Source organism: Bacillus sp. FSL K6-0073 (assembly GCF_038006085.1).
Taxonomy (GTDB): Bacteria; Bacillota; Bacilli; order Bacillales; family Bacillaceae_G; genus Bacillus_A; species Bacillus_A cereus.
Genome location: NZ_JBBOUN010000003.1, coordinates 423986 through 449912, shown reverse-complemented (window position 1 = coordinate 449912; position 25927 = coordinate 423986). Strand labels below are relative to the sequence as shown.

Sequence of the window (25927 nt, the reverse complement as noted above, 5' to 3'; positions counted from 1 at the left end):
TTTCTAAATTCGTTATTTCTATTTCTTAACCTTTCTGTAATTTGGTATTTTAAGCATTTCATTATTGGAGAAGTTCGCATTCATATCTTTTTGAATAATATAATTATTTCCAGATTTTGATACGTTTTTATATCCAAATGCTTCTTTATCTACCCACACACCAACAGTTCCTTTTTCTTTATTTACTGTAGCATGAAGAATGCCTTTTGTTTTGTAATAATCCATTGCATGCTTATCATTGTTTTTGAATGATTCCATCACAGTTGCAAGGTTTTGTTCTTCTTGCGTTCCATTTAAGTTAGAATTATTAAATTGTTGAGTCGTTTCATCAAAGTCGTATTCTACATACATTTTGTTGTCACCTACATCAACCATTTGTTTAATTCCAGTATCTTCTTCTAACCCTTTTACATTATGATAACGAGTAACAGCTCCATTGTTTGCGATATCTTCTTTCATATATCCTTCTGCTTGTTGTGTGTAAGAATCTAAACTATCAGGTGAGCTTCCTGTTGTTAAATCCTTCATTGTGCCCAATGCAGATTTAATGTTTCCATTCCCATTTTCCTTACGTGCAGTAAAGCTATCATTTGCTTTATTAAAAGTTTGCATACCTTTTTGTTTTGCAAGGTCAGTAGCTAATCCCATACCTGCTCTATCTCCAACAGCACTTGAACCTGCCATGACACCACCAACTGCACCTACCTTTGCAGTTGCCATTGCGATTCTACCCATACCTTTCGCACCTTCTTTAAGAATTGATTTTTTCTTTAAGCTTGGTGTAGGGCTATTGCCACCTGCTGTTCCATTCATTCCTCTCATCTGACTATTCATTGCATGAGTTTGTTTACTATCTACATCTGCCATAGAATTCGCCCCCATATTTGCACCGCCAGAACCACCTGCTCCAATTCCATTGAAGTTTTGAGCTCCTTTTTTGTTCATTTGTGAACCACCACTTACAGATTCCATAGTTTTCTTACGGTTACGTTGTTCCATATATCCTGCGGTAGCTCCTCCTACCATATTCATACCCATACTTAATGCTTGACCACCAATTTGACCTGAGATACCACCGCCAGAAAGACCCATTAGGTTTTGACGGAACCATTGTGTCATTGGTACAAAGGCAATAAGTAAGATGATACTTTCTATTAATCTTGTTTGACCTAATGTAGTAACATTAGCAAAGAAAGCTATCATTAATGCATGGAATGTTTGCATATAAATGTTTGATGTTAATTCTTTCATATAGTTACCAAACAATTGCTTGTATTTACCACCAAATGCAATAGATACAACAAATAATGGTGCAGTTGAATATAATAATGCCACTGTAATTGCCCTCATGATATACACAAAGTTAAAGTAAATCATGATGATAAAGAACGCTATGTTAATTAAAATAGCACCTACTAATCCTGAACTCATGGTATCTGCTGTTCCAAATGCATGAGAATAATTCGATGCACTTCCAAATACAGCCACTAACTTGTAATTGATAATAGCTAATATATGGAATAAAGGACCAATTAAAGCTAACATAAACCCAGTCATTAACAGGTTTTGAATGCCATCAATTAAGTTTACTCGCATCATTGGATTTACTGCGGATAAGTTTCGAGAAACTAATAATTTTACAATTGCTCCAATGATAAGTGCCCAAGCAAGACATTGACAAACCCAGAATAAAGATTGTGCAGAATCAAACCAAGTTAAAGGCATAATCCCTTGATAAGTTGTCGCTGAACGTTGACCATCATTTAACATTAACTCTTGGAAACTATATAATCCTAATAATTGACGAATTGTTCCTAAAACACTACTAATAAACTCACTAAAATATTGTTCGATTTTACCTGGTTTAGCCAGTTTATCTACTTGAGAAAATGTGATTTCGCTTTTTACATAGTTCGTGTTCCCTTGTAATACAATTCTTTTCCAATCTAAATTTTTAACTTCAAAGTCTTTTACCTTTTTTTGAGCACTTTTTGGTAATGAAGTTGCCAATTCTTGTCCTGGATAGTAGCCTTTTGGAACCATCGCAACGAAGTATGCAGGTTCAGCACCTTCCCCTTTGATTTTTACATAATGAGCTTTGTCCGTACCTTTTACAGGGTTAGGAACATCTTTACCTGAGGAGAATGCAAATGATTTACCATTAAATTCTACACTTCCTGAGTTTCCATCCATAGCAGAGTCAGAAGCATTCGCAACGTTAATAGCTAATTGAACAAAATCTTCTCTTGAAAACTCTTTGTCAGCTTCTTTTTTGCTAAACCCTGAAACAGACATGATATAAGAGAGTGCATCATTAAATGAATTAACTAATGTATCTGCAACCCAATATGCCCTTTCCCTATCTAATCCAGTCGCCGCAGTAGAATCTTCCGTAGTACCTGTATGATAACCAGGGAATGTATATACCAAAGGCCAGTCTTTTCCTGCCATGTCCAATTTCCCAACATCAGGAACTATATCATCATAGGCTTTTTTTACTTTATCCTTTTCTCCACTTATACTCGGTATTTCAAAGCTACTTGTTTTTGCTTTTTCTGCGAATATACCGATTTCTGACTCCCTGTGATTTGATTCAATTGTTGTATTGTCATCAAAAGAAACAACGGCATTATAACGATTAGAACCAAAATCAATAGCAATCCCCATAAAATACGCATCGTGAGCGTATGCTTTAATAGGTGACATTAACAAGGTGGTTGCCGTTACAGCAGTCAAAGCAAATTTAGAGAGGGTTTTAAAAAACCCTCCTTTTTTTCGGTCACTCATAAGTATCCCTCCTTACATCAAGCGATTTTTTTCTTTATTTGAATGTGGTTATGATTCTCTTCTACTTCATCCAAAGGTTTCGCTTGATGTGCTTTTTTAATTAAGTCCACTTCAAATTCAAATGGCATTACATAAGCAACAGAGCTTTCTCCATTCATACGAATCAGTAACTCGCCTCGTTGTGCTTGTAGTAAGAAGTTTCTTTCTCCATCAGATAATTTGAATGTGTCTTGTAATAAATCAATATCCGTACTATCTTGACGTAAGAAGATATTGACTACAGCATTCGTTAATACCGCTTTACCTTGCTCATTATTCGCAAATTCGATAAAGTTTTGAGATGCTACTAATAATCCACCGTTACGTTTACGAATACGTCTTGAACAGTTTTCTAAGAATTGAGATGTATATTCGAATCCTGCCATATTTTTATTTACTAACATCCATGCTTCATCACAGACAATACGTTTTTTGATATGTGGATTTTTCTTAGCAAATTTTTCCCAAGTCCAACTCATCGAAACGAACATACCAATTGGTCGAAGTACACTTTCTTCTAATCTACTAATATCAAAAGTAACAATTGGTGCATCTTTAAAGTTTGCTAATTCTTCAGATGTATAACAGTCGAACATGTCATACACGCCACCCTCTTTAAAGATTTTTAGTGCATTTGCTAAACTTTCTAATTCTTTATTCTGTTCTTTTCTTGCATAAGACTCGAATTCATCATGGAAGTCTGTAAATCTTGGCATTTGACGTTTACGACCTGTTTCTGAGAACTCGCCAGTTAACTCATCAAAGTATGGTTCATTGTCATATAACGAATCAGGGTCTGATGTAAAGCCTTTATCCTTATATACTTTTGCAAGAATGTGACCTACAATCGAACGTTGTTCAGGTGTTAATCCCCCTGCCATAACCGCTACAAGGTTTAACAAATCGGCAACTTTCGATTTTAAATCAATCTCCTCTTTACCAGTGTCCACATTATATTCTGACTCTACATCAAACGGATTAAGGAAGTGTTTAGAGTCAGGTGCTACATAAATATGCGCTCCCCCTAATGCTCTTGTAAGTGGCTTGTACTCTCCCTCAGGGTCAATAATTACTGTACGTACACCACGTAATGCACTTCTCATTGTTAATAAGGACACGAAGAACGTTTTACCAGAACCCGCTTGACCGAATACCGTAATATTAGAGTTATTTAATTTATCTCTATCATAAAAATCAATCAATACAGGTGTAGACGTTGATAAATTCACTCCACAGAAAATACCTGTTTCATGAGAGATTTCAGAATTATAAAACGGGAAACATGCTGTTAGGGCTCCAGAGTTGAAGTTTCTGAATGAATCTAATATATATGTTTTTCCAAATGGAAGAGCTGATTTATAACCATCATCTTGTCTTAAATAGGTAGGCATCATATAAATCTTTCTACCCTTTAATTTGTTGTCTAATTTTTGAGATTCCTTATTCAATTCTTCTTTAGAATCCGCATATAAATTCGATGTGACTTGGATGTAAAAGAGGTTTTCATAATTTTGCTCTAATTTTTCACGTTGGTTATATAATTGAACAATCGTATTTCTCAATCGTGTAATATCACGAATATTCCCCTTTTCTGTTTCGATTTGTAATTGCGATTCGAATTGCGTAAGTTTATGCGTTAATTCATCAAGAGCTGTTCTATCATCAGCAGGTTCGATATATAACGCTGTATCTAAATCACCTTCATAGCTATATAGTAAATCAAGCCAACCCACAGATACGTTTGTAGGAAACCCTTGCATAACCATATTACGCACATATTTATTTCCTACTTTTAAACAATCCTCAAAACTTCTGTCAAAAGAAGGAGGAGCAACAAAATCCTTCATATTCCTTGTCCCTCTTTCTAATGTATCTGTTTGTTCTTCTTTATGATTGGCATTTAAATCAATAATTGCATCTCCGTTTATTTTATTTTTTGATTTTTTCTTCTTAAAGAATGACATCTTTATCAGCCTCCATCTCAGGAATATTTGGAATTTCTACAGATGGTGTTTTGTAGTAACCTGCAACAGCTTCTCGAATTTTATTGATTTCTTGAATCGCTTTATTTGCTGAAGATTTTACATCTGTATCTACTCCGTTGCTATCTAACAATTGTTTTTCTAAGCGAATTTGAGCTTCATATAAAATCCAATCCAATTTCCCTTCTGGTAATACCTCTTGTAATGGATTCTTCTTACCTTCCACCATAAGATTTAAGTATTCACCACTTACAACACCTTCAGCATGTGAATGGTTTTGTCTGTGATAGACACCAAATATTACTTCTGCTACTTCATTCGTTTCTAAAATATTCCCCTTTACACCAATACCTGCTAATCCATCAATTAACATTTGGCAACGTGTATAAAGTTCTTTTGCAGAATAATCGTATTTTTCCTCATCCGTAGCTGTTGTTAACTCATTCGCTTCCATATAAGGTACAATGATATATTTTTTCTTTTGTTTGTTATTACCAATAATTGTTGGTAAATTCGCCATTTCTGAATAATAAGCGTCTCCATAACTTTCTAAATTTGGATAGTCTTTTATTGTAGTCAGAATATCATCTTCTAATAACTTCAATGTTTTCGCATTATCAATAGTTCTTGTATGAACAAAGAATGTGATTGGGTGCGATAATGAATTTAAGAAACGTTGGAAAGATAAATCAATAATTTCTTTTTCTTTTTCTGTTTTTAAATCATAGTTAATAGAATTGCATTCAATAATCGCTCTATAGTGATGTTGACCTAAATCAATCATTGAATCGGTAATATCTTTATACGGCAGGAATTCTTGTGCATTTTGAATGTCCTCCCTTGCAGATGTATCCGCTTGTTTTGGGTCTGTTTTCTTCAATTGATACATAACAGCCCATCCCATACCACCAAATAGAGCAAGTAATAAAACGGTTCCTATAATTACTCCTGTCATTCTTACACTTCCCTTCTACGGTTTATTAGTTTTTTTGTTTTTCTCTTTAAAGCACGTTTTCGATTGATATACTCCCACAATGTCATGTCCAATTTTTTCTTAAAGGCAAATGGTGTTCCTGACAATAAACCAATAAGCCCTAAGAAACAGGCTATAATTCCGTTTCCAATTATGACAAAGCTCAAAATGAAGAATAGTGCTCCAAGACCGAAGCCACCTAATAACCAGAAAAATTGATTCAAATTTAATACGCCCCCGATAACTTTTTCCTTCTCTTTCATATCAGGAGGAACTGGATAAATCTTCATGGGAACTCACCCCTTTCATTGACTATAGTTAATGTTATATGATATATAATAGATAGTCTACGGATTACTATTCCTATATGGTTCGACTATATGGGAGAAGCTGTTCTACTAAATACATAAACGAAACACAATATAAACGAATAAGAAACGAGAGGGTTTTATGAATAAAAAAATAGTAATTATGGAGTATAGTGATGGGCAACTCGCCGTATTGTTTGAGGATAAAACGAGAAGGTTTATTAGTAGAGGCGAATTAGGTCTAATTCAATTAACTCAACAACATCGTAAGAATCCTAAAATAGAATATATGGAGTTAACTGAGCTTGAGGTTGTTATTAGATTAAGCTTTATTAGAAGATTTATAGAAAATAATGCATTAGATGGTTCTGTGGATGAAGTTCAACTAAAACATCACATTGAGAAGTTGAAGTTTTACCAGAGGTATGGAGTCATTTCTGATGAAGATTTTGAGGATTATATGAGTCGAATAAAGGCATAATATTGAAATCTAATGAGTTTTCACTTGAAATGCGATTGATTTTTTTCTTGTGCTTATACTAATTACTTTTCATCAGTTTATACGAATATAACAAAGAAAAGCATACTTAAATACATAAGTATGCTTTTTGGCTTGTTCTTTGCTTATTTGAATGCACTGTAGAAAAATCCTACGATGATTGTAACCGCACCTAAACCTGCGGCCGCAACACCACTCCAAATTAAGCCTACTAACGCTTGAGAACGAGCTTGTGGGTTACTTGAATTCGCACCAAGTTTCATGAATTGGAAAATGAAGAACATAATCATTGAAACTGCACCAATACCAGAGATACCAACGATAAAGTTACGGTATTTTTGGATGAAAGAAGTCCAAGCAGAACCACTGTTAGAAGTATTGCTCATACCTCCACCCTTAAGTTCTAATTTACCGTCACTACCAACTTTAACTTCAACATCACCGATTTGTCCATCTGCATGTGCTTGCATCACAGGTAGCCCAAAGCCCATCATCATAACAAGAGTTAAGAAAAAAGCCATAATTCCGTTTTTTACGGAAAGGTGTTTTCTTTCGATAGCTTCTGTCATGGCGATACACCTCCTACTATTTTGTTTTAGTCAAATGATTTTTGACATTTTTATTTTTTCTATAGTCAACATCTTTAATGTTGATTATGTTATATAGTAGTATTTATCACTCAATTTAATAACTAAAAATGAAGAAAATATGTCGTACCCCCTGTTCTACCCCCTAATAAAGGTTTTAGTAGCTACAAACTCCGTCATATCCTCATTTATAAGCATGTCATACAATAAATCACTCATTTTTTTCGCCACAATTCCCTTCATTCCTCGTGCTCCTAAACCTTTATGTAAAGCTTCTATAGCAATGTATTCAATCGCTTCATCTGTAAAACGTAAATCTTTTTGTTCTTCTTTGAATAGCTTTATATATTCAGGAATAATAGCCCCATTAGGCTTTACTAAGATATCCATTAAGTTTTCTTTCGTTAATGGGTTTAGTGTAAGTATTAGAGGAATACGACCAATGAATTCAGGAATCATCCCAAACTGTATTAAGTCCTCAATCCTTATAGGGCTCATTTCAGAATCATCCTTACGTATCTCTACTGTATCTGCATTCGTAAATCCAATCGTTTTTTTATGCTTATTCATTCGTTTATCAACAATCTCTTGCAATCCATCAAAAGCTCCTCCAAATATAAATAGAATATTAGAAGTGTTAATGGTCACAGTTGTTCGTTTAATAGATTGTCTATTTTGTTCGATTGTAAAGTTAGTACCCTCAATCATTTTTAATAAGGCTTGTTGAACACCCTCACCTTGTGGGTCTTTTGTACTTGTATGTGATGTACGTTTTGCTAATTTATCGACTTCATCAATAAAAACAATTCCTTTTTCAGCAGAGGAAATGTCTCCATTTGCTTCTTGTATTAAAGAAGATAGAATACTATCTACATCTTTTCCGCTATATCCTGTTTCTGTAATCGTAGTAGCATCTACGATTGTCATGGGAATATTAATGATTTTTGAAATCGTCTCTACTAAATGCGTTTTTCCACAACCACTCTCACCAATTAGTAATATGTTGTTCTTAGGAATGTTTGTTTTTACTTTGCTATGAATTCGTTTGTAATGATTATAAATTTCGACTGTCAAAACCTTCTTTGCATCGTCTTGTCCAATTACATCTCTATCCAATTTATTTTTTATTTCATGTGGTCGTAAAGGACGTGAATACATCAGAGATGCTTCTTTTTTATTTGCATTCCCCTTATTATTTTTATCTATTTCCCCATGAAAATGTTCGTAAGCAATTCGTGAACAATTCTTACAAAGTCCAACACCTTCATGTATAGCAGGTAAGAAATCTTTTTTTTCAAAACCACAAAATGAACATTTTTTCTCCATAGACGCATCCCTCCTTATAAAATGAATTACTTCATTATATGAATATATTTTTACTATAGTAAACAAAATAAATGTTCTATCTCTTTCAATACAACAATTCACAAAAAATAAAAACAGCACATCAAAATGTACTGTTTCGAAATTTCATCATATAATATTTGCGAACCTACTTAATGCATTGATTCTTAAGTGTAGTTCTTGTTCTTTTGGTGTAATAGAATTTAGATTACTTCTCAATTCCTTTGCGAAAGATAATACTTCCATTTTATTCATCCTATATATTTGACCTATATCATCCAATAAATAGGTAAAATCCTCTTCTAATACGTTCAGTTCTTTAATTTCAATTAAGATTCGAACAAACATTGTATGTACAACCAGTTCTCTTTCTTGAAGCACAACATCTGTAGAACAAAAATGTTCTTGTAGTACCTGATGTTCAGGATGATGAATCAGCAAATACTCAAGGAAGAATGTCTCAGCTTCTTTACATAAGGAATATGTATATTCGTCCGAAATATCCTTATCTAATGTCTTTACTTCTGCTTCCCACATATGAATATCTTTTGAAGAACTCATTCCCAATAATAATTTCCAAATTAATTCTTTCATTCGCTTGTTTTCTTCTCTGAAAAATAAAGAGTTTTCTTTATGTAATGTATTCATGATGAATCACTCCCCCTTCTGTATACCTCATTATAGTAAGGGTTAATAGATTTTATCATTTGGTTCTGTCACACTATCAGCCCAAGTCTATTCATAATAAAAAGCCATACCACGTTGATATGACCTATACTAATGCATATAAGAAATCTGTTTCTTCTGCACTGCACTCTTCTATTCGTACTGATTGAAACATCAACATGTTTTCTCTTACCAAAAATGTTAGAAATACATTTCCATACTTTGAAAAAGATGAAAATATAATCGTGTTTAATTCTTCAGCTATATCATGTTGAATGTCCACTCTTCCAAATTCGTGTTTCACTCGTTGTAAATCCATATGGACATTACGAGATTTCATAAATAAAGTTTCTTTAAATGAATTCCATCGTTTTGTCTTGTGAACCAACTCATTTATATGGATAGATTCCCCTTGTAGAGTAACTTGCATACTTTTTATCTGATTCTCAATTAGAATTGTCATTATCATTCTCTCCTTTTTAAAAGTTATCTTCATAACTCGACTAAACTAATGCATACACCTGTTTATAAAAATCTGTTTTAATTTCATTAAATGTTAATTCATTACTGTTAATCTGATACCAAACTTCAACATGACCGTACTTGCTGTAATAGAAAAGTCCTAATTTATCTGCGTTTCTATCAGAATCTGTTATAATTTCAAAGTCCATCGTTTCCTTATGAAGTCGTTGAAATGTTTTAAACAAACGTTTGATTAATAATTGCATATGCTCACAAAAGACACACCAACCATAATCCTCACAAACAATATCAATCATAGAAAAAGACTTTTTACACACTTCTTTTTTTAGTTGCTGTACCTTTTTCTCAATTAAATGATTACTCATGCCACCTATCTCCTTTTTAATTAAAACGTAAGTTCACCTGTTTATATATTCCATGTATTATAGTTGTTTTTACGCTGTTTCATAAAAGAGCAAATAAAAAACGCAAGGAAGTATGATTCTCCTTACGCTTTTACTTTATGACATGTTTTTTGATTTGATTTTTTATAGGTTTTTGGATTCGATGTTTTTGGGTTTTTTAACAATCTATCCATTTGCCTCTTTAATGGAGGCACTTCGTTTTTTAAAACGTCCCACACTAAATCTAAATCAATCGCATGATACACATGAATAAGTACATTTCTAAACTTAACCCACGCCCACCAAGAAATATCTTTATGTTTTTGTTGATATTCTTTTGGAATACGATTCATTGCTTCACCAATAATCTCTAAACTTCTGATAACTGCTTTCATTGTCTTCTTATCATTTTTAAACTCCTCAAATGACATACCTTCTACAAATTCCTCTGCATCCTTTGCTTCTGTTAAAATACCTTCAAATATTATCCTGTAATCCTTTAACATATTTAACATCCTTTCTCATATAGGGCAGAATCTCTGGCTTCACGTTCTCTTCCGATACCAAATCTACCTCTTTTAAAAATAGTTCCTCTACAAATTGTTCTAATCCCATAAAACGCTTAAAATTCTTTTTACCTTCTTTAAATCGTACAACCATATCTATATCACTATCTTCTCGTGCTTCATTTCTTGCATGAGAACCAAATATTCCAATTGACTCTACCTCAAATTCTTTTAATGTTGAAATATTTTCTTCTAACTTGTTTAGTATCATTTCACTTGTTAACATTTGTTTTTCCACCTTACTAATTTCATTTGTTAACTATAGTTATATCTCAACCAGGTATAAAAAAAAAGAGGCAATAAATCACCTCTTCAAATTTAAGCAACTACAAGAGCAGTAGTAGTTGTATTGCTGTGCATTGCTTCATTGTAAATAACGTTCTCCATGAAAATGCCGTTTAAATATTTTTTGTCCCCATCAAAACAGAAAACATAAACACCATTTTTAAATACTTTAAACATTACATCAAATGATTGTGCATCGCCTTTTAATAACTTGTAACCCATTCCGTTTAAATCTTTCATATCTTCATCTAATTCAATGTCTACTACTTCAACTTCAGTAAAATCATCGGCCGTATGATTTTGAATTGCAGTAATTTGATTTTGTGTTAAATGAATAGATACGTTTAATGTTGAATCTAAATCAAATACAGACAGTCTTCCATCTTTAAAGTTTTTAAATGCAACATATGAATCATTTGTTTTTGTAAAAACAAAACCTCCGCTGATTAAAGATGCTTTTTTCTTTAAATTAGTTTTATCAAATAAATAAGAGCAAACTGCACCAACTGTAGCTAACATAATACTTACCAACCCGAACATTTTTACCAGACATAATCCAAACAAACCTAATGCTAATACATAAGCAACCTTTTTCATATCTAAACCTGTTGTTTTCATTTTATTTCTCTCCTAATATAATATTATTTATTATTCCGAACTTAAATAGCTTTGAATAGAAAAGCTACAAGTACAATTCCAACATATACTAATAGAATACATCCGATTGAGCGAGCCACTTGTATAGGATGTTTCTTTATTTCCTCTTTAGAAAAAGTCATCAAAAACCCAGCTATTATCATAATACATCCAAAAATAATTGCTTTTACCATTTTTATTCCTCCGACTTATAATCCGTTTAGTTTAATACTAATTGTTTAAGTTTTAAAAGTTTCACTTTTACTTCATATTTTTTATATGCATAATAACCAACTGAACCAATTGTAACTGACATAACATTATCAAAACCAAAAGTATCAATTACATAATAAGCTAACACACCTAATGCAAGTCTAAATACATTCTTTTTTGTAACGATTCTTTTTAATCGACTTGTAATACCAAACTTTTTAATTGCTTTGTACATACCTAAAATAAATAATCCACCAATTAAAGCACCTTCAATACCTACCCAAGATAATAATCCTAATACTAATAACGCTCCTAAAATTTGTTTTACCTTACTAACCTTTTTTAACATACCGAACATAATAAATAACGCTCCCTTTTAAATTAAATTTTGTCAAACACCTGTTTTATAAAATATCCATATATTCTATGTAGTTTATATAGAATTTAGTCATTTCTTCGACATTAAAATTCCGTATCATTTGCCATTATTCTTGCTTCATTTCGATTTCCTGTTTCGTGAATTACATTCCAATTACAAGACATCTTTCTCGCACCAGACTCAATTTCTTGTTTTAATGAATGCTCACGTACATTTGAAACACAAAATAAAAATGGGATGTTTCCTCCAATAACAAAACCTTCATATACTCGATATACTAATTTATTCTCAGCCTCTTTATTCATCATCCTTAACACTCCTTACTCATCATTGTTTTCACACGACTATATAAAAAAATACCAATACCTACCCAAGAAACATATCCGATACTACAAATCACAAATTGTAGAAATTCACTATCTATCATCCTTGCAACATTTGAGATTCTATCACTAATAATTACATAACTCATTAATATAAAAATAATTGTTAAACTCCTATTACGCACTATCCTATCCCCTTTAAAAGTCATTTTTCAAAATACCTGTTTTTTATAATCCCTATATTATAGATAAGATTCATAGAAAATATTTGTAAAAACACTTTTCATTTCAAAACGAATGATGTATACTTTTCTTTGACAATAGTCAAAATAATTATTTGTTATCATTTATAGTTAAAATAAATATTATATAAAGGTATATATAAAAGGTATTCAAACTGAATTTATTTTAAGGAGATGTTTTTAATGAAAAAACAAACAAAACATATGTTAAATCGTTGCAAATCTATTTATCTATTCATTCGCAAGGAAGGCAGTGTAACTACAAAAAAATTGCAAGATGAATTTGGAGTTTGCCAACGCACGATTCAACGAGACATGTTAGTCCTTCAACATAACGCTCTTGTTTCTCACGATAACCGAGGAAATTGGAAAATCACAGATAGAAAAGTAAAAGTTGCCTAATTCATATTTCGCAACTTTTCTTTTTAACATTGGATTTTATTTAAAGCGTTTTAGAAAGGACGGAAAATCGTATGGTTCAAGAATTGGAAAAGAAATTGAAAGAAATTTTATTCTGCAAGAAATGTCTAAAAGAAACAATATCCTTATGGAGTCATGAAACTATCGAATATGTAAAAGAAGATAAGCAATTTATGTATTTTGCTATTTCCTCAGAAAACAAACCTTCTGTTTTCTATCGAGTGGATGACGATATGGATACGTTTAAATTAGAAAATGGTGAATGGAAATATATCGCCACCATCTAATTTGCAAGAAATAAGAATTTATGAGGAGTTGATTCATTATGGTGATGTTCGTTCTACATATGGATGATACTCCCTTTTTTAACTTTAATATTGATTGTCAACAGTTTAAAAAAGGTGAAGTCATTACAAATGCTCATTTAGATGGTTCATATATAGTCGTCCATTGCGACCCTGCAACCGTCACAGTAAAACCTGTTTCATAAGTGATGTATACAGAAAAACAATATATCTAAAAAGTGAGGAATTATAGATGGAGATTTATAAAGTTGCTGAAGTGGATATGTATGGTTGCGAGACAAAACCACAATTCTTTCAATTATGGAATAACGCTGAAGAAGAGTTCGATAAACGCATGAAAGAATTGCAAGAAAAATTAGATGTTGCAAAATCCGATGATGAATTAATGTATGGTTCACATCCCGTTCATATCAGAGCAAAAAAGGATGAGATTCTGAATCACCCTCCTGCTCTAAAAGAAGGGGTAATTAATTATTGGTTTTCTTGTAAGGGTGATTGGGACATGGCTTATATAACAGTTGTCATTGAGCCAATTCAAGTTTCATAACAAAAGCATGTATGTAATAGCTTTAAATTCTTTAAATAAGGAGTGACTTATGATGTCAAAGATTCATATAAACGTTACAGAAGGTGATTTCATTTTTGCTGAATGGAAAGATGAAGACTGGAAACGGTTCAAGAAGAAAGTTCATGAACTACAAGTAAATGGTTATCGAAAAGTAAATGAATTTAATGATTTTCTTAACTCTTATCAAGTTTACAGAAAAGGGAAATCGAAAAAACGAGTTACTGTTACAATGATGCGTGTGTAATATTTAGGTAAATGAAAAGGAGGATTACTAATGAAAGTAATATACGAAGAAGAAGAATTAAAAGTATTAACAATTGACTTCTCTAACTCATCTTTGAAACTCGACAAAGGAGAAGGATATTTTGTGTGGGTTCGATTTGATGAGGTGATATGTACAGAGGTTCAATTAACAGAGTAATTTTGGATTTAGATACAAGTAAATGATTTACTGTCATTTGTAGAAAAAACAATAAATAATTTAAGAAAGGAGTCTTTACTATGAAAAATATCACAAATGGAAAATTCTCATGTACCTGCACAAGATGTGGAAAGGACAATGTAGTAATGCGTATTTCTCATGTTACTACCAGTAAGTATGGTGAACCTGAAACCTTTACGAAATTAAAGCTATGCTGTACGAATAATGATTGCAAAGCAGAGTGGGAAGAACTTTATTAAATAGCTTATAGAGGTGAAAATAAATTGTTAGAAAAACATGACATGATTTTAGGTGCAATAGCTTGTGTTTTAATTGTTTTACTTGCTATAGGTTTAGGTATAGATAGTTATAACAGTCCAAAACAAGTATATAAAATTGAGTATATTGATATTAACAATCAAAAACAAATCATATACGCAGATACATATAGGACAGACGATGGTTACATTACCTATAAAAAAGTTAATCATTCAGAATATAAGACAATCAGTGGTCGCATTGAAATAGAACCTTACAAACGTTTGACTTATAAGGAAATGGAGAAACATGAATTCCCCAAAAATAAGTAAATACAATATTTACGATATAAGAAAATGAAATGAGGAATTATTTTGAGAGAGAAAAAATTTCGTTATACATTCAAACATTTTGCTACAGATAATATTGAAAGGAAAATATATACGTTAAGTCAATTGGAAACGCGGAACATATCTGAATTATCACCTTGTTTCAACTCTGAATTTGGTTATGAGCTTATAGGAAGAGATGAATTCACAGGGCTTAAAGATAAACTTGGTAATGATATATATGAAGAAGATTTAATTGAACGAAATGATGGGCAAATAAGACGTGTATACTGGCATGATAAATTTGCTGATTGGGTTGCTACTGATTTTGGAGACTCTTTATACCTATTCGCAGATGAGAGTGAAGTAGTTGGTACTACACGAGGAACAATGAAAATAGCATATATTATTAACGAAGATGGAACATCAAATGAAAATTTCATCGTTGAATTAAAAGATTATAAAAAAGGAGTTATCCTCGAAAACTATGGTGAAAAGTTTAAAGTTGTAAGTGATAATACTTCAACAGTAAGTATCCATAGAATTAGTGAAGAAAACAAATAATTTATTTAGGTAAATGTATTATTCGAATAGTTTAGTATATGATTTTGATTTTATTAAGGAAAGAGGAATGAGACATGGAAGTTATATATACAAAATGGCATAACAATTATGATAACCTGGTTTTAAATGAGAAATATACAGCGACTTTATATAAAAAAGGATGGTTACTCATAGAAACAGGATTGTACCAGAAAGCATTATATCGTGAAGAATGCTTTACCGTAGTTAAGTAATTTTTAATGAAATTGTTATTAATAATACAGTTTTAAACTTTATTACGAAGAGAGGTAATAAGAATGGGTTACAATTTATATTTTTCTATTGATGAGGATGATAAAGCCATATTGCTACATTTAGGCAATGGCATTATTATTTCATTTGCGACTTTAGGTGAATACGAGGATTTTATTAAGGACATGGATTCAATGAAAAATGAAATTGAAGAGAATTTATAACAAATATGAAATTTGTTTTGAGCAAAAAATACATAGAATAGGTGATTATATGGAAGTAAAAGAAAGAAAAACGTTAGTTGTTGGTGATAAATTGATGGCATTGCATGATGAAAAGTTGTTTGACCATGTTACAAAGGACAAAGTATATCCTGTTATGAAGGTAACTGGTACTGGGTTTTACATCGTGAATGATAATGGAGTTGAGTGTTTTCCTATCGGAGTTCGCTTTAAAATTATTACTGAATAAAAATATTCTTTTGAGGTGAGTGAAATGAAGAATTTATTAAACAAAAAACTTCCACTTAACGGATGGACTATGATTACTATATTTTCAATTATTACTTTGGAAATCATATTTTTTGTGAACTACTTCAAATTTATAAAATAGAGAGTATTTATGTAAAAAAAGAGCGTCCTGAAAGGATACTCTTTTTTTTACTGTTTACATCGCCATATGATTTACTCTTTCTTCCTGCTTCATATGTTTTGGCTTCATTTTATCTACAAGTTTTTTAAGCTTCTTAAAACAAAATAGTTGCACCACGGAAATCACACCACACATTGCTACATATCCCATATCCCCATTTAAGAAGTTATTGAGAGCATGTAATCCTGTATATGGTATTGATAAAAGAACGTTTGTTGGTAATATTTTTGCTATTTTATATTTCAACATTATCTATTCTCCTTTTCCGCTATTATGCTTGCACACTATTTGTTTTATTTTGAGTAGAAATTACCTTGCACTCAATCACCTCCCACATTCGCATTACTGCTTTTGTAATAGTCCATTCAGGGTTTCCTGCATATTTTAGTATTACGTGCTTTCTCACACTTCCTAAAACATCCTTACCTGCTATACACTGAACTACATACAAATTCCTCATTCAATCAATCTCCTTTTTTTAACTAAGTGTTTGAAACTACCTGTTTTATAGTTGTCCATTTATTATATGCACTTACTATTCTTTCAATAAAAAATAAAAGCAGACAAATTAAAATTGTCTACTTTGTAAAAATTATTCATTTATAATCTCATAAAAGACTTTTGCCAGTTTTCTTAATGTCATTTCTTTTTCTGTTCGCATATATTGTTTTGGTGTTAATGAAATTGTCTTACTACTTCCTATATCCATCTGTTTATCTGCATCCGTTAGAGAAATCTGCAATTCATAGATAAATTCCCCTTCACGGACATCCATTCTTTTCGTTAAAAACGCCCTGTATTCTGCTACACATTCTTGTTCTTTGTATAGTTCTATTTCAATCATTGTATTATCACTTAGAAACGGTAGTCATTTACACGCTAACATATCCTCATTTTCCATCGTCATAAATACCCATTTATCATCTCTATTATATTTTTTGATTTTCATGGTCGATTCCCCTTTTATATATTTAAAAAAAACAGGAATGTAACAAACATCCCTGTATATGTGTTTTCTCAATATGAAAATACTTTATTCTCATCATTAATTTCACAACCGCATTCCCCACATTTTTTACCATCAGAATATTTATTAGTGATACTCTTCTGATAGTCTCCATCTTCAAAGTCCCATTGAATAGTTTCTCCTTGATGCTCAGTGATAGAAGTCATGCCTTTACCACACGCAGGACAAACGTATTTTCCATCTAACTGTTGTGCTAAGTTATTAGACACAGTAAAGAAAAATCCTAATTCATCTTCTCCCATAATTACTTCACAAATACTGGTCCCATTCAAATGAGGATGTGTTTCATCAATCTTACGGCCCTCTTCTTCTTTAAACGTGACAACAATATCCAATACAGTATCATTTTCTGTTTCTTTATCCTTACCATAAAGTACAGCATCTATTGTACCAAATAAGCCTTCATAATCCGAATCCTTTAATGCTACAACTTCCATACCTGATTCTACTTGAGGTAATAATGGATATGCTTTTAATTCAACCTTTGTAAATGTGTTTGTCATAACATGACACTCCTTTTTAATTAAGTTTTGTACTACCTGTTTTCTTTACAACTTCTTATTATATGCTCTGTTTATATATGTAATAAAAAAACAGATGAAAATATCCATCCGTTTTTGAAAGTTTTATTTTAAGTCCTTACACAAATACTTCTTCTCTATAACCTTGTCCACATCAGTATCTGGATATGGAATGCGGTTAGTGTTCAGAAATCTATCCAAGATACTTTTATGGATTGGGTCAATTCCTGCATCTTCCATTAGCCTTCCGTACTTAGCTTTTATAACAAGCATTTCCTCATAAACTTTCTTATATTTCTCTGGTATGTTACTTCCTTCATGCTCTCTCTCATATCCTCTTCCATTAATACTATAATCTTTTGATACATTTAATGAGCAACGTTTGTCATCATCGTACTTACTTTGTACTGACAATTCCATATCTCCTACATTTACATTGACATACAGACCATTTCCCCATGCTCCACCAATTCGAATTCGGAATTTCCCTTCTTTAAACTCTGCTCCATGAATACTATTGAAATATTCATATTGCGTCATACCATGGTAGATTTCACGTTCAATGTCTCTTTTGCAATCCTCAATTTTCGAAGCAATATTCCTCTTCTTTTGGTCTAAGATTTGTGCTTCTTTATCAAGCTCCATTAATTCATTTTCAAGATGTTTCTTTTCTAATTTTTTAGCCTCAATAGTGTTCATTTTTCTTTTCCCCTTAGAATCAATTTTTTAAAATACCTGTTATTTATATAGCTATATATTATATGCTAACACAAATATTACATCACCTGTTTACGAATCTGAATTATGTTATTCAAATAAAATAATTAATACTTCAAAAGAATTGCCAGATAAAAATTACATACGAAATAGGATATTTTTTACATCAGAGGAAGAAAAACAAATCACTAAGGAAACTTGTAAGATGATTGATGCTAAAAACCAAGCCTAATTGAAAAATATAAAGTAAATAAGAAAAAAGACTTGTGAATAATTACAAAAAATCGTGTTGATTAAGGAAAGTATTAAGCAAGGAAAAATGTCTACAATTCCTTTTATATCAGTAGATTTCATAGATTTTATTTTTACAATGTATGTAATATCGTAAATTTGATGTTCAATATACCTATTAACATATATTAATTTAGATGAAATATTAATATACAATGAGAATTCCTGTTATTGACGAAATATTAAGTCTTAATTGAGCAAATAAAAAAACTTCTATAAGAATAGAAGTTTTAAGATGCGTAAAATTAGCTAAATTTCTTAACCAATTCTGCTACATATGTTTCTTCATGGTTTTGAATTTCAAGCCATCTACGTCTATTTGTCTGAATCATTTCTACAGATTCTTCGGACTCAACTTTTTCAATTAAACCTAAAAAGTGTTGATTTTTTTTCACAATCATATACTCTTTCTTAATTGATTCAATTAATTCTGCCAATGCTACTAATGAACCTGCTGAACCTTTATTTATAAATCTTTTTATTTCTTCTTTCTGCATTAACGCACAAACAACAAAAGAAGTATGTTCATCTGTTTTTACGATATCCCTAATATGTTGTTCCCATCCTTTCAAAAACTCATTTACCATTGTTTGTTCATTATTCATCATCATTCTCTCCTCAATTATTGAATTTTTTTAAATACCTAATTTATATAAACTATTGTATAATACTTAGATTGCAGAAGAGATATAACATATCTTCCTTCACATCCATAAAAAAATACGGTACAATTTTTTATAAGAATGTAATAGAAAGGAGCTATTTCATTTGTTTGAAACAGACGTCCTAATCAAAAAAGTAATAGATAAGATTTCTAAAACAACATTATTAGAAAAAATGGAAGACAAAAATCTTGGTGATATTGAGGATATCATTTCTTACATATATAAAGAACATTTTGAAAATAAAGATGCAAAAGAAACATTAATTAAGGTAAAGAAAGATTCCGTAAATCGAACAAAGAGAAGATGGACACAAAATGCTATCAAGGATTATGACAAGAAAGTAAATCGAAAAAATAAAAAGGAACTTCTGGGTGAGTTCGAGCTACTAAACGATTATTATGAGAAGAATGGTAAAGAGCTTTTCTTAAAACAATTCAATAATCATCCAAATCCCGAATCTGTCATTGAAGAACGCAAACAACTTTTACTGGTATGGAGTGAATCTGATGAGAAATCACTTTCCAGCTACCCTTATCTTCATCAAAAAACAAAGAAACAAGTGGAAACAGCTATTTTTACAGATATTACAATGATTGTAGGAATGACATTATTAGAGGAAGAACGGAATTCTTATTCTACCAATATTGTCGTAGAAAGCCCCTTCTCTGCTATTGAGTATCCCATTTTTGGTAATGTAAGAGGTAAGGTAAAAGTAAATGACCATAAAGAAAAAAATACAAATGAATCTGATTTTTATGCTGATGAATACAGCCTATCAGATGGAAATAAATTCGATATTCTTATCAGTAAAGACTATGTTGATGAGTTAAATCATAACGTAAAAGATTTAGACCCTTTCGACTACAAGTTATTCTTAGAAGTGATGAGTCATAGGGATGAAACTTTTACTACACAACGTACAATCATTGTTACAATTGGTGATTTAGTGAAGAAGCTATATACATCTGACGGGAAAAAGAACTACACCGCAGTTTCAGAACGATTGCTCAAGATGGGTAATTTTAGATTTACAAACATGAAAGATGATGGCGAGGTTAACTTAGTTGGTGTGTTTTCAGATGTTAAACTAACGCCTATATCAAATGGTAACGTGGTTGCAAGAATTGTAGTTGCGGATAGTATGTACCAGAACTATATACAACGCCAAACTGTTTTGGTATATAAACAAAAAGTTGATGAATTAAAAGTTGATTTAGCCCATCATCTGGTTTTTGTACTTCAAAAAGAACGAATGATATGCTATCAAACAAGTGGTTCATATAAAATCTCAAGAGATTTAATATATTTTGCAGGAAGTATCCGATTCAAGAAGAGAAGTAAGCCTGAAAATATAAAAGAAATTGAAAAAGCATTTGACGAAATTATAGAGAAACAAATCATTGTAAAAGCATATAGAAGGATTCGTGACACGTTCCATATCGAATTCTATCCAGTGGAAGAACAGGAAGCAAAAGACTTATTAGAAACAAATTACAAAGACATTCCGATGGGATTAAACACACCGTTATAGGGTGTGTTTTTTATTTATTTGAATTTTTTGCTCTGCTAATGTGTATTTTTGCTCCTAACTCCCGTACCAATACGTAATTTTGCTCTTAACCTCCGTACTAATATGCAGTTTTGTTCTTAAAACCGCTAATTCTCCGTACTAATATGTATTTTTGCTCTTAATCTCCGTACTGATATGCAGTTCTTTATATTCTTGGTCTTTTTTTTAAAAAAAATTGTGAACATTTTGCGTCTAAAAACTCGTGTTTTCCATGATATTGCTCTCTATTTCCGTACCAATATGCAGTTTTGTTCTTAAAACCGCTAATTCTCCGTACCAATATGTAATTTTGCTCTTAACTTCCGTACCAATATGCAGTTTCTCTTGAAAATTTGTGATTCTCCCCTGCATCAATTGTCAGTTTTTTCTAAAACTACACACATTTTTGCTCTTAATCTCCGTACTAATATGTAATTTTGCTCCTAATATGCTTAATTCTCCGTACCAATATGCAGTTTTGCTCCTAACTTCCGTACCAATACGTAATTTTGCTCCTAAACTCCGTACTAATATGCAGTGTTGAACAACAAGCTATGAAGCCTGTTGTTATCACGTTTCTACAAAAAATGCTCCTAACTTCCGTACTAATATGCAGTTTTACAATGTTAGCCAAAATTTACTATACTAAACCGTAGATTAATGTCGGAGAAAGGAGGAATTTGAAATGAGCAAACCTACACTAACAATTAAAAGACATACTTTGATTGCAAATAAGCTCTTAGTACTATTCAGTGGTTTAAGTCGAAATACAAAAGTAGATGATAAGTACTATTACGAAAAACATGCTTTCGGGATTGACAGTAAGTTTTTACCTATCCCTGGTGAATTCAAATGGACAAGTTCTTTAATTAAACAAGTAATCGCATATGTTGCTAAATCAAATAGTGAAGGATTCATTTCTTTCCTTTCTGAAGAAGAGTTAGCGAATACAATTCACTGCTCTGTTCGTACTATCCGCAATAACAATAAACTTTTAGAAGATAAAGGCATTATTCGTTGGGATAGAATTTTTGGTGAATATATCAAGGTAGAACTGGTGGATTATTTATTACAGTTCTTAGACCTCCAACCCAAAGATATTGCAAACATAAAAAAAGATGATGTATTTGCAGATGTAAAGGAATACATAGCAAATGTGAAAGTTGATTTATTAGGTGAAGAATTAACTGATTATGTTTCAAAAGGTGGATATACATCAATTTCCGATGACGTTATTTATGAGTTGTTCAAAATTAAAGATGTGAACGTGCTTAGACTGGCTATGAGGGCTCTTTATTCCTTTGAAAAAGAAGTAAATGTAAAAGAGAATTCGGAAGCTGTCGTTTCCTACAGTGAAATTAAGAATGTATTACCTCCGTATATTGGATATAAGTCTGCTATTCGCAAGATGGCCGACAAACTTTCGCATATCTTCCAATTAGAATTATTCGAAGGCAATCAATGTATTCGTACCTTCTTTGAAGAAAAGAAAGCGAATAAATCAATCGAAAATAAAATCAAAGATGGTTTCGTCTTATCCTTTAACCTTGTCGGAACAAAACATAGCAAACAACAAAAGAGAACTGAAGCAATTCTCGGTGTATTTGAGTTCAACAAATTTGCTCGTAACATCGAATCATGGGGTGGCTCTTTAGATATTACAGAAAAACAAATCAAATCTCTTGTTTATGAGTTTGGTTTAGACTCTCTAAATAAAACAATCGTATCTATTGAAAAGAACATTAATGAATCTATTAAAACATTAAACGATTCAAAAGGATTCCTCGATAGAATGAAAGAGAATACATATGGTTTCATACGCAATATTGCAAATGGGTATTATCAGGCAAAAATTACAGCTTAAATACCCCTTCTTTCCCATGCCCTTTTTTAAGAAATACACCTTTTTCTCGCTTTTTAAAGTCGGAATATTTAGTCTTAAAAGCATTTCATTTCCGTATTCACACTAATTATACCGAAAAAAATTTTGAACATCGTACAAAATAGGATTTATTTTACATCCAAGGAAAAAAATCAAATTTTTAAAGAAGAATATAAAATTATCAGAGATAAAAAACAGATAGAATTGAAAATTATAGAGTGAACAAGAAAAAAGTAGTGTGAATAATTACAAGAAATGATGTTTATTATGGAAGGTATCAAGCAAGAAAAAACAACGACAAACCCTTTTGTATCAAGGGATTGAAGATATTTTATTTTTACAATGTATTTAATGTGTTGAATCTGAGTCTCAATATACCTATTAATATTTATTAATACTAATTAAATATTACTTATAAATGAACTAATGGGTGTATTTTCTGAATACTTCGATTTCCTTTATGTAAGGACCTTTCAAAGATATATAAAACTGTAAAATGTTATATAATAAAATCAAGATGTATAGGAGGTGATATAGATGAAGTTTAAAATAAAACACAGTCCAATTCCTGTAGCAATAGCTTTGATGTTTATGCCTTTAATATTTAATATTCTGTTCAGTAACCACAATAATATTGGTTCAGTAAGTTTAATGCTATTTAGTCTCATTACATTCTTATCTGTCTTTACATCTTCTTATGAGATTACTGATAAAAGTCTCATTTTAAAATACATGTGGTTTAATAAAGAAATTCCTTTTGAAGACATTCGTCATTTACGTTATTCAGGAAAACCTTCCAATTCCCCAAAATGGTCCTTGCAGAAAATAGAGGTCATGTATGGCATGTATGAAACATATTCTATTGGTGTGCCACGAGAAGAGGAAAAATTTCTTCAAATGTTACAAGAAAAATGTCCTCAAATGAAGGTAATGGATAGACCTGTAATATAACAGAAAGTTTTAGAGAATGAAAAATAGCCATCCTTTTAAAGGAGTGGCTATTTTATTTGATTACTTTTGCAATTCGATAGTTGCATAAAATTCCTTATTATGAAACATGTCAAATCGACCTACTATGTAAACTGGATATTCTTTAATCGTTAATAAAGGCTTTGATGAATCAAATTCTTTATTAACCACCTCTGCTAATTTTGAAATCAACTCTATAAATAATTCTTTTGATGGCTGTATTTTTGCTTTTTGATTAGATTCCATATCCCCAACATAAAGGATATCTTCATTTGTAAAGGAAAAACGTACAAACCCTTCAGTAATAAACGGACCTAAAAAACTATCATTTAGAATCTTCAACAATTCCACACTAATAGCAGTGTCCACATGCATTTGAGGATTTAATTTCTTTTTCAGTACTTGTGAAATGTCTTCCATATTCGCTTTTCGATAATGGGATGCCGTTACATCAAAAGCTCTGGTACTTTCATTCAAGATATTTTTCCCATAATAAACATCACCAAAATTTTCGGTTAAAATTTCTGTGATTAGATAAACACTCTGTTCATCAGTTGCATAAATAAATTCATTTGCATTAAATCGCATTTAATACCCCTCCTGCCCTTCTGTAACCAATTTATTTTTGTTTAGTAGTTTTGTATCATGTAAATAGCAGAATCCCCTATATGGAGCTCCTGCTATGTTTGTAGAGCGTATGTTTAATTCATAAACTCATGATTCCAACCAGAGTGAATCATCTGACTTGCAATTTTAGAGATATTACGAGCATCATCAATTCCTCTATGATGAATGCCCTCTAATGGTAGATGATGCCTTTTTAAGGCTCTTTCCATCCCCATAGGTCGTTGTTTTATCCAAGTACCATGTTGATGCTTTAGACTGATATGCAAATGCCCAAATGGATAATCTACGCCGAATCTCTCACAAACCTGTTTAAATTGTTTCTTGTCATAAAATCCCCAAGAAGCAAATACGCAATCATATTTGTTGTATAATGAAGCTATTTCATTCATAGCATCTTTAATGGATTTTCCATTGTTCACTTCATCCTGCCTAATCGTAGTTAAATGCAAACAATATTCGCTCAAGGTAGGAAATAAAACAGGCTTCACAAAGGTCTGATACTCTTCCACAATTTCAAAGGTTTCTGTATTTAACACTACTGCACCGATTTCAATAATTTCTGAGAAAAAATTGCGAGGTTCTGTTCCTTGTTTGAAGCAAGTAGATTCTAAATCAATAATTAGTAAATGTTTCATGTTGTTCCCCACTTCCTATTGTTGTACGGGTAATATTTCAGGATTGTCATATTCATTCCCTATTACTCTTGCACCTTTTCCGATTATATATTTTAAAAATCGCACTCCATTATCACGAAAGCTAAAGATAGCTTTATCTTCTTCATCAACTTTGTAGTATTCACATTCAGTCAAAAATTGATTATTTCGTTTTAAATATCCCTCATACTTTACTTCCATAACATCTGAAACGAAAATATGAATAATTACTTCATCAATATTATGCTCTTTCATTATTTGCCCTGCATTTGAGTTCCAAAACCCATCATTTTCATCAATTAATTTTCTTTCTAAAATTAGAAAATCCCCTTCAAAAATTTTCTTTTCTTCAGCAGAGATTTCGTTAAGTCCAATCCACTGGTTTACTGTTTCAGGGATTACTGGTGCTGATTGATGGTGCTCATCAATAAAAAACTGTTTTTCCGTATAATTTGAAATGAGAGAGCCGTATAACCAACGATTATCAGTTGTACTTTTCCCTCGGAATAATACTTTTTTCATTTTTATTAACTCCTATTTAATATAGTTTTATATGTATTGTTTATTGATAAATCTTTAGCTAC

40 protein-coding genes are annotated in these 25927 nt (G+C 31.5%); 15 read left to right on the top strand and 25 right to left on the bottom strand.

Annotated features, from left to right (window positions below; genetic code table 11):
• Positions 1 to 18: 18 nt before the first annotated feature.
• The 4 genes from MHB52_RS33930 to MHB52_RS33915 are packed head-to-tail and all read right to left on the bottom strand — an operon-like array spanning position 19 to position 6071.
• Entirely contained in the window at positions 19 to 2787 is a 2769-nt protein-coding gene (locus tag MHB52_RS33930) for a hypothetical protein (protein WP_061662722.1), read from the bottom strand.
• 17 nt (positions 2788 to 2804) lie between these two features.
• On the bottom strand, positions 2805 to 4790 hold the full coding sequence (locus tag MHB52_RS33925) for a VirB4 family type IV secretion system protein (protein WP_061662723.1): 1986 nt from the start codon (positions 4788 to 4790) through the stop codon (positions 2805 to 2807).
• Positions 4777 to 5763: a hypothetical protein gene (locus MHB52_RS33920; protein WP_061662724.1), complete on the bottom strand. Its 987-nt coding sequence runs from the start codon at positions 5761 to 5763 to the stop codon at positions 4777 to 4779. Before MHB52_RS33920 ends, MHB52_RS33925 begins: the two co-directional genes overlap by 14 nt.
• A gap of 2 nt (positions 5764 to 5765) precedes the next feature.
• Positions 5766 to 6071 (bottom strand): PrgI family mobile element protein, encoded by a 306-nt coding sequence (locus MHB52_RS33915; RefSeq protein ID WP_061662725.1) that lies wholly within the window; start codon positions 6069 to 6071, stop codon positions 5766 to 5768.
• Between the two features lie 160 nt (positions 6072 to 6231).
• Between MHB52_RS33915 and MHB52_RS33910 the strand changes: the two genes are divergently transcribed.
• Entirely contained in the window at positions 6232 to 6570 is a 339-nt protein-coding gene (locus MHB52_RS33910; protein WP_061662726.1) for a hypothetical protein, read from the top strand.
• A 143-nt stretch (positions 6571 to 6713) separates the two neighbouring features.
• Here the strand turns inward: MHB52_RS33910 and MHB52_RS33905 are convergent, their stop codons facing one another.
• The 12 genes from MHB52_RS33905 to MHB52_RS33850 form a co-directional block, all read right to left on the bottom strand.
• Positions 6714 to 7157 (bottom strand): pilin, encoded by a 444-nt coding sequence (locus MHB52_RS33905; RefSeq protein WP_061662727.1) that lies wholly within the window; start codon positions 7155 to 7157, stop codon positions 6714 to 6716.
• Between the two features lie 156 nt (positions 7158 to 7313).
• Positions 7314 to 8501 (bottom strand): ATP-dependent Clp protease ATP-binding subunit ClpX, encoded by a 1188-nt coding sequence (gene clpX, locus MHB52_RS33900; RefSeq protein WP_061662728.1) that lies wholly within the window; start codon positions 8499 to 8501, stop codon positions 7314 to 7316.
• A gap of 147 nt (positions 8502 to 8648) precedes the next feature.
• Positions 8649 to 9167: a hypothetical protein gene (locus MHB52_RS33895; RefSeq protein WP_061662729.1), complete on the bottom strand. Its 519-nt coding sequence runs from the start codon at positions 9165 to 9167 to the stop codon at positions 8649 to 8651.
• Between the two features lie 124 nt (positions 9168 to 9291).
• The gene (locus MHB52_RS33890) at positions 9292 to 9648 is read right to left on the bottom strand and encodes a hypothetical protein (protein WP_253703215.1); all 357 of its coding nucleotides are present in this window, start codon (positions 9646 to 9648) and stop codon (positions 9292 to 9294) included.
• Between the two features lie 40 nt (positions 9649 to 9688).
• Positions 9689 to 10033 carry a hypothetical protein gene (locus MHB52_RS33885; protein WP_061662731.1) on the bottom strand — a complete coding sequence of 115 codons (345 nt, stop codon included), beginning with the start codon at positions 10031 to 10033 and terminating at the stop codon, positions 9689 to 9691.
• A 122-nt stretch (positions 10034 to 10155) separates the two neighbouring features.
• Positions 10156 to 10557 carry a HepT-like ribonuclease domain-containing protein gene (locus tag MHB52_RS33880; RefSeq protein ID WP_061662732.1) on the bottom strand — a complete coding sequence of 134 codons (402 nt, stop codon included), beginning with the start codon at positions 10555 to 10557 and terminating at the stop codon, positions 10156 to 10158.
• Positions 10529 to 10843 (bottom strand): nucleotidyltransferase family protein, encoded by a 315-nt coding sequence (locus MHB52_RS33875; RefSeq protein ID WP_061662733.1) that lies wholly within the window; start codon positions 10841 to 10843, stop codon positions 10529 to 10531. Before MHB52_RS33875 ends, MHB52_RS33880 begins: the two co-directional genes overlap by 29 nt.
• A gap of 92 nt (positions 10844 to 10935) precedes the next feature.
• Positions 10936 to 11520: a hypothetical protein gene (locus tag MHB52_RS33870; protein WP_061662734.1), complete on the bottom strand. Its 585-nt coding sequence runs from the start codon at positions 11518 to 11520 to the stop codon at positions 10936 to 10938.
• Positions 11521 to 11561: 41 nt separating this feature from the next.
• Complete coding sequence (locus MHB52_RS33865; protein WP_172796988.1) at positions 11562 to 11732, bottom strand: hypothetical protein; 171 nt, start codon at positions 11730 to 11732, stop codon at positions 11562 to 11564.
• Between the two features lie 26 nt (positions 11733 to 11758).
• Positions 11759 to 12109: a hypothetical protein gene (locus MHB52_RS33860; protein ID WP_061662735.1), complete on the bottom strand. Its 351-nt coding sequence runs from the start codon at positions 12107 to 12109 to the stop codon at positions 11759 to 11761.
• 104 nt (positions 12110 to 12213) lie between these two features.
• Complete coding sequence (locus MHB52_RS33855) at positions 12214 to 12438, bottom strand: hypothetical protein (RefSeq protein ID WP_061662736.1); 225 nt, start codon at positions 12436 to 12438, stop codon at positions 12214 to 12216.
• A gap of 2 nt (positions 12439 to 12440) precedes the next feature.
• Positions 12441 to 12638 carry a hypothetical protein gene (locus tag MHB52_RS33850; RefSeq protein ID WP_061662737.1) on the bottom strand — a complete coding sequence of 66 codons (198 nt, stop codon included), beginning with the start codon at positions 12636 to 12638 and terminating at the stop codon, positions 12441 to 12443.
• A gap of 240 nt (positions 12639 to 12878) precedes the next feature.
• Here MHB52_RS33850 and MHB52_RS33845 point away from each other — a divergent pair, with 240 nt between their 5' ends.
• The 11 genes from MHB52_RS33845 (at position 12879) to MHB52_RS33795 (ending at position 16262) form a co-directional block, all read left to right on the top strand.
• Positions 12879 to 13097: a DeoR family transcriptional regulator gene (locus MHB52_RS33845; protein ID WP_061662738.1), complete on the top strand. Its 219-nt coding sequence runs from the start codon at positions 12879 to 12881 to the stop codon at positions 13095 to 13097.
• A gap of 71 nt (positions 13098 to 13168) precedes the next feature.
• On the top strand, positions 13169 to 13402 hold the full coding sequence (locus MHB52_RS33840; RefSeq protein ID WP_061662739.1) for a hypothetical protein: 234 nt from the start codon (positions 13169 to 13171) through the stop codon (positions 13400 to 13402).
• Positions 13403 to 13440: 38 nt separating this feature from the next.
• Positions 13441 to 13605 carry a hypothetical protein gene (locus MHB52_RS33835; RefSeq protein ID WP_172796989.1) on the top strand — a complete coding sequence of 55 codons (165 nt, stop codon included), beginning with the start codon at positions 13441 to 13443 and terminating at the stop codon, positions 13603 to 13605.
• A 47-nt stretch (positions 13606 to 13652) separates the two neighbouring features.
• The gene (locus MHB52_RS33830; protein ID WP_061662740.1) at positions 13653 to 13967 is read left to right on the top strand and encodes a hypothetical protein; all 315 of its coding nucleotides are present in this window, start codon (positions 13653 to 13655) and stop codon (positions 13965 to 13967) included.
• 49 nt (positions 13968 to 14016) lie between these two features.
• Complete coding sequence (locus MHB52_RS33825; protein WP_061662741.1) at positions 14017 to 14232, top strand: hypothetical protein; 216 nt, start codon at positions 14017 to 14019, stop codon at positions 14230 to 14232.
• Positions 14233 to 14262: 30 nt separating this feature from the next.
• The gene (locus MHB52_RS33820; RefSeq protein ID WP_000864872.1) at positions 14263 to 14409 is read left to right on the top strand and encodes a hypothetical protein; all 147 of its coding nucleotides are present in this window, start codon (positions 14263 to 14265) and stop codon (positions 14407 to 14409) included.
• A 284-nt stretch (positions 14410 to 14693) separates the two neighbouring features.
• Entirely contained in the window at positions 14694 to 14999 is a 306-nt protein-coding gene (locus MHB52_RS33815; RefSeq protein WP_253703220.1) for a hypothetical protein, read from the top strand.
• A 42-nt stretch (positions 15000 to 15041) separates the two neighbouring features.
• Entirely contained in the window at positions 15042 to 15560 is a 519-nt protein-coding gene (locus MHB52_RS33810; protein WP_061662743.1) for a YopX family protein, read from the top strand.
• Positions 15561 to 15634: 74 nt separating this feature from the next.
• Complete coding sequence (locus MHB52_RS33805) at positions 15635 to 15793, top strand: hypothetical protein (RefSeq protein ID WP_170951684.1); 159 nt, start codon at positions 15635 to 15637, stop codon at positions 15791 to 15793.
• 63 nt (positions 15794 to 15856) lie between these two features.
• Positions 15857 to 16015 (top strand): hypothetical protein, encoded by a 159-nt coding sequence (locus MHB52_RS33800; RefSeq protein WP_000541071.1) that lies wholly within the window; start codon positions 15857 to 15859, stop codon positions 16013 to 16015.
• Positions 16016 to 16064: 49 nt separating this feature from the next.
• On the top strand, positions 16065 to 16262 hold the full coding sequence (locus MHB52_RS33795; RefSeq protein WP_000453185.1) for a hypothetical protein: 198 nt from the start codon (positions 16065 to 16067) through the stop codon (positions 16260 to 16262).
• A gap of 195 nt (positions 16263 to 16457) precedes the next feature.
• Here MHB52_RS33795 and MHB52_RS33790 read toward each other — a convergent pair whose 3' ends face one another.
• The 6 genes from MHB52_RS33790 to MHB52_RS33765 all read right to left on the bottom strand — a co-directional run bounded on the left by MHB52_RS33790 (position 16458) and on the right by MHB52_RS33765 (position 19603).
• The gene (locus MHB52_RS33790; protein WP_061662744.1) at positions 16458 to 16691 is read right to left on the bottom strand and encodes a hypothetical protein; all 234 of its coding nucleotides are present in this window, start codon (positions 16689 to 16691) and stop codon (positions 16458 to 16460) included.
• Between the two features lie 22 nt (positions 16692 to 16713).
• The gene (locus MHB52_RS33785) at positions 16714 to 16902 is read right to left on the bottom strand and encodes a hypothetical protein (protein ID WP_061662745.1); all 189 of its coding nucleotides are present in this window, start codon (positions 16900 to 16902) and stop codon (positions 16714 to 16716) included.
• 132 nt (positions 16903 to 17034) lie between these two features.
• Positions 17035 to 17286 (bottom strand): hypothetical protein, encoded by a 252-nt coding sequence (locus tag MHB52_RS33780; RefSeq protein WP_253703222.1) that lies wholly within the window; start codon positions 17284 to 17286, stop codon positions 17035 to 17037.
• 173 nt (positions 17287 to 17459) lie between these two features.
• Entirely contained in the window at positions 17460 to 17972 is a 513-nt protein-coding gene (locus tag MHB52_RS33775) for a hypothetical protein (protein WP_061662746.1), read from the bottom strand.
• A 123-nt stretch (positions 17973 to 18095) separates the two neighbouring features.
• Positions 18096 to 18689 (bottom strand): hypothetical protein, encoded by a 594-nt coding sequence (locus MHB52_RS33770; RefSeq protein ID WP_061662747.1) that lies wholly within the window; start codon positions 18687 to 18689, stop codon positions 18096 to 18098.
• A gap of 554 nt (positions 18690 to 19243) precedes the next feature.
• Complete coding sequence (locus tag MHB52_RS33765) at positions 19244 to 19603, bottom strand: hypothetical protein (protein WP_061662748.1); 360 nt, start codon at positions 19601 to 19603, stop codon at positions 19244 to 19246.
• 163 nt (positions 19604 to 19766) lie between these two features.
• Between MHB52_RS33765 and MHB52_RS33760 the strand changes: the two genes are divergently transcribed.
• The 3 genes from MHB52_RS33760 (at position 19767) to MHB52_RS33750 (ending at position 24045) form a co-directional block, all read left to right on the top strand.
• A complete protein-coding gene (locus MHB52_RS33760) occupies positions 19767 to 21194 on the top strand; it encodes a hypothetical protein (protein ID WP_061662749.1) in 1428 nt (475 codons plus the stop codon).
• A gap of 703 nt (positions 21195 to 21897) precedes the next feature.
• A complete protein-coding gene (locus MHB52_RS33755; RefSeq protein WP_061662750.1) occupies positions 21898 to 23076 on the top strand; it encodes a hypothetical protein in 1179 nt (392 codons plus the stop codon).
• A gap of 555 nt (positions 23077 to 23631) precedes the next feature.
• Entirely contained in the window at positions 23632 to 24045 is a 414-nt protein-coding gene (locus MHB52_RS33750; RefSeq protein WP_061662751.1) for a PH domain-containing protein, read from the top strand.
• A gap of 60 nt (positions 24046 to 24105) precedes the next feature.
• Here the strand turns inward: MHB52_RS33750 and MHB52_RS33745 are convergent, their stop codons facing one another.
• From MHB52_RS33745 to MHB52_RS33735, 3 genes are all read right to left on the bottom strand, one after another.
• A complete protein-coding gene (locus MHB52_RS33745) occupies positions 24106 to 24651 on the bottom strand; it encodes a hypothetical protein (protein ID WP_061662752.1) in 546 nt (181 codons plus the stop codon).
• Positions 24652 to 24764: 113 nt separating this feature from the next.
• Complete coding sequence (locus MHB52_RS33740) at positions 24765 to 25325, bottom strand: 3'-5' exonuclease (protein WP_061662753.1); 561 nt, start codon at positions 25323 to 25325, stop codon at positions 24765 to 24767.
• Positions 25326 to 25340: 15 nt separating this feature from the next.
• Positions 25341 to 25865: a hypothetical protein gene (locus tag MHB52_RS33735; RefSeq protein WP_061662754.1), complete on the bottom strand. Its 525-nt coding sequence runs from the start codon at positions 25863 to 25865 to the stop codon at positions 25341 to 25343.
• Positions 25866 to 25927 lie beyond the last annotated feature (62 nt).

Coding starts and splice junctions, on each gene's coding strand:
- MHB52_RS33930 (WP_061662722.1), bottom strand. CDS start 2,787: ATGAGTGACCGAAAAAAAGGAGGGTTTTTTAAAACCCTCTCTAAATTT.
- MHB52_RS33925 (WP_061662723.1), bottom strand. CDS start 4,790: ATGTCATTCTTTAAGAAGAAAAAATCAAAAAATAAAATAAACGGAGAT.
- MHB52_RS33920 (WP_061662724.1), bottom strand. CDS start 5,763: ATGACAGGAGTAATTATAGGAACCGTTTTATTACTTGCTCTATTTGGT.
- MHB52_RS33915 (WP_061662725.1), bottom strand. CDS start 6,071: ATGAAGATTTATCCAGTTCCTCCTGATATGAAAGAGAAGGAAAAAGTT.
- MHB52_RS33910 (WP_061662726.1), top strand. CDS start 6,232: ATGAATAAAAAAATAGTAATTATGGAGTATAGTGATGGGCAACTCGCC.
- MHB52_RS33905 (WP_061662727.1), bottom strand. CDS start 7,157: ATGACAGAAGCTATCGAAAGAAAACACCTTTCCGTAAAAAACGGAATT.
- clpX (WP_061662728.1), bottom strand. CDS start 8,501: ATGGAGAAAAAATGTTCATTTTGTGGTTTTGAAAAAAAAGATTTCTTA.
- MHB52_RS33895 (WP_061662729.1), bottom strand. CDS start 9,167: ATGAATACATTACATAAAGAAAACTCTTTATTTTTCAGAGAAGAAAAC.
- MHB52_RS33890 (WP_253703215.1), bottom strand. CDS start 9,648: ATGACAATTCTAATTGAGAATCAGATAAAAAGTATGCAAGTTACTCTA.
- MHB52_RS33885 (WP_061662731.1), bottom strand. CDS start 10,033: ATGAGTAATCATTTAATTGAGAAAAAGGTACAGCAACTAAAAAAAGAA.
- MHB52_RS33880 (WP_061662732.1), bottom strand. CDS start 10,557: ATGTTAAAGGATTACAGGATAATATTTGAAGGTATTTTAACAGAAGCA.
- MHB52_RS33875 (WP_061662733.1), bottom strand. CDS start 10,843: ATGTTAACAAGTGAAATGATACTAAACAAGTTAGAAGAAAATATTTCA.
- MHB52_RS33870 (WP_061662734.1), bottom strand. CDS start 11,520: ATGAAAACAACAGGTTTAGATATGAAAAAGGTTGCTTATGTATTAGCA.
- MHB52_RS33865 (WP_172796988.1), bottom strand. CDS start 11,732: ATGGTAAAAGCAATTATTTTTGGATGTATTATGATAATAGCTGGGTTT.
- MHB52_RS33860 (WP_061662735.1), bottom strand. CDS start 12,109: ATGTTCGGTATGTTAAAAAAGGTTAGTAAGGTAAAACAAATTTTAGGA.
- MHB52_RS33855 (WP_061662736.1), bottom strand. CDS start 12,438: ATGATGAATAAAGAGGCTGAGAATAAATTAGTATATCGAGTATATGAA.
- MHB52_RS33845 (WP_061662738.1), top strand. CDS start 12,879: ATGAAAAAACAAACAAAACATATGTTAAATCGTTGCAAATCTATTTAT.
- MHB52_RS33840 (WP_061662739.1), top strand. CDS start 13,169: ATGGTTCAAGAATTGGAAAAGAAATTGAAAGAAATTTTATTCTGCAAG.
- MHB52_RS33835 (WP_172796989.1), top strand. CDS start 13,441: ATGGTGATGTTCGTTCTACATATGGATGATACTCCCTTTTTTAACTTT.
- MHB52_RS33830 (WP_061662740.1), top strand. CDS start 13,653: ATGGAGATTTATAAAGTTGCTGAAGTGGATATGTATGGTTGCGAGACA.
- MHB52_RS33825 (WP_061662741.1), top strand. CDS start 14,017: ATGATGTCAAAGATTCATATAAACGTTACAGAAGGTGATTTCATTTTT.
- MHB52_RS33820 (WP_000864872.1), top strand. CDS start 14,263: ATGAAAGTAATATACGAAGAAGAAGAATTAAAAGTATTAACAATTGAC.
- MHB52_RS33805 (WP_170951684.1), top strand. CDS start 15,635: ATGGAAGTTATATATACAAAATGGCATAACAATTATGATAACCTGGTT.
- MHB52_RS33800 (WP_000541071.1), top strand. CDS start 15,857: ATGGGTTACAATTTATATTTTTCTATTGATGAGGATGATAAAGCCATA.
- MHB52_RS33795 (WP_000453185.1), top strand. CDS start 16,065: ATGGAAGTAAAAGAAAGAAAAACGTTAGTTGTTGGTGATAAATTGATG.
- MHB52_RS33790 (WP_061662744.1), bottom strand. CDS start 16,691: ATGTTGAAATATAAAATAGCAAAAATATTACCAACAAACGTTCTTTTA.
- MHB52_RS33785 (WP_061662745.1), bottom strand. CDS start 16,902: ATGAGGAATTTGTATGTAGTTCAGTGTATAGCAGGTAAGGATGTTTTA.
- MHB52_RS33780 (WP_253703222.1), bottom strand. CDS start 17,286: ATGATTGAAATAGAACTATACAAAGAACAAGAATGTGTAGCAGAATAC.
- MHB52_RS33775 (WP_061662746.1), bottom strand. CDS start 17,972: ATGACAAACACATTTACAAAGGTTGAATTAAAAGCATATCCATTATTA.
- MHB52_RS33770 (WP_061662747.1), bottom strand. CDS start 18,689: ATGAACACTATTGAGGCTAAAAAATTAGAAAAGAAACATCTTGAAAAT.
- MHB52_RS33765 (WP_061662748.1), bottom strand. CDS start 19,603: ATGAATAATGAACAAACAATGGTAAATGAGTTTTTGAAAGGATGGGAA.
- MHB52_RS33755 (WP_061662750.1), top strand. CDS start 21,898: ATGAGCAAACCTACACTAACAATTAAAAGACATACTTTGATTGCAAAT.
- MHB52_RS33750 (WP_061662751.1), top strand. CDS start 23,632: ATGAAGTTTAAAATAAAACACAGTCCAATTCCTGTAGCAATAGCTTTG.
- MHB52_RS33745 (WP_061662752.1), bottom strand. CDS start 24,651: ATGCGATTTAATGCAAATGAATTTATTTATGCAACTGATGAACAGAGT.
- MHB52_RS33740 (WP_061662753.1), bottom strand. CDS start 25,325: ATGAAACATTTACTAATTATTGATTTAGAATCTACTTGCTTCAAACAA.
- MHB52_RS33735 (WP_061662754.1), bottom strand. CDS start 25,865: ATGAAAAAAGTATTATTCCGAGGGAAAAGTACAACTGATAATCGTTGG.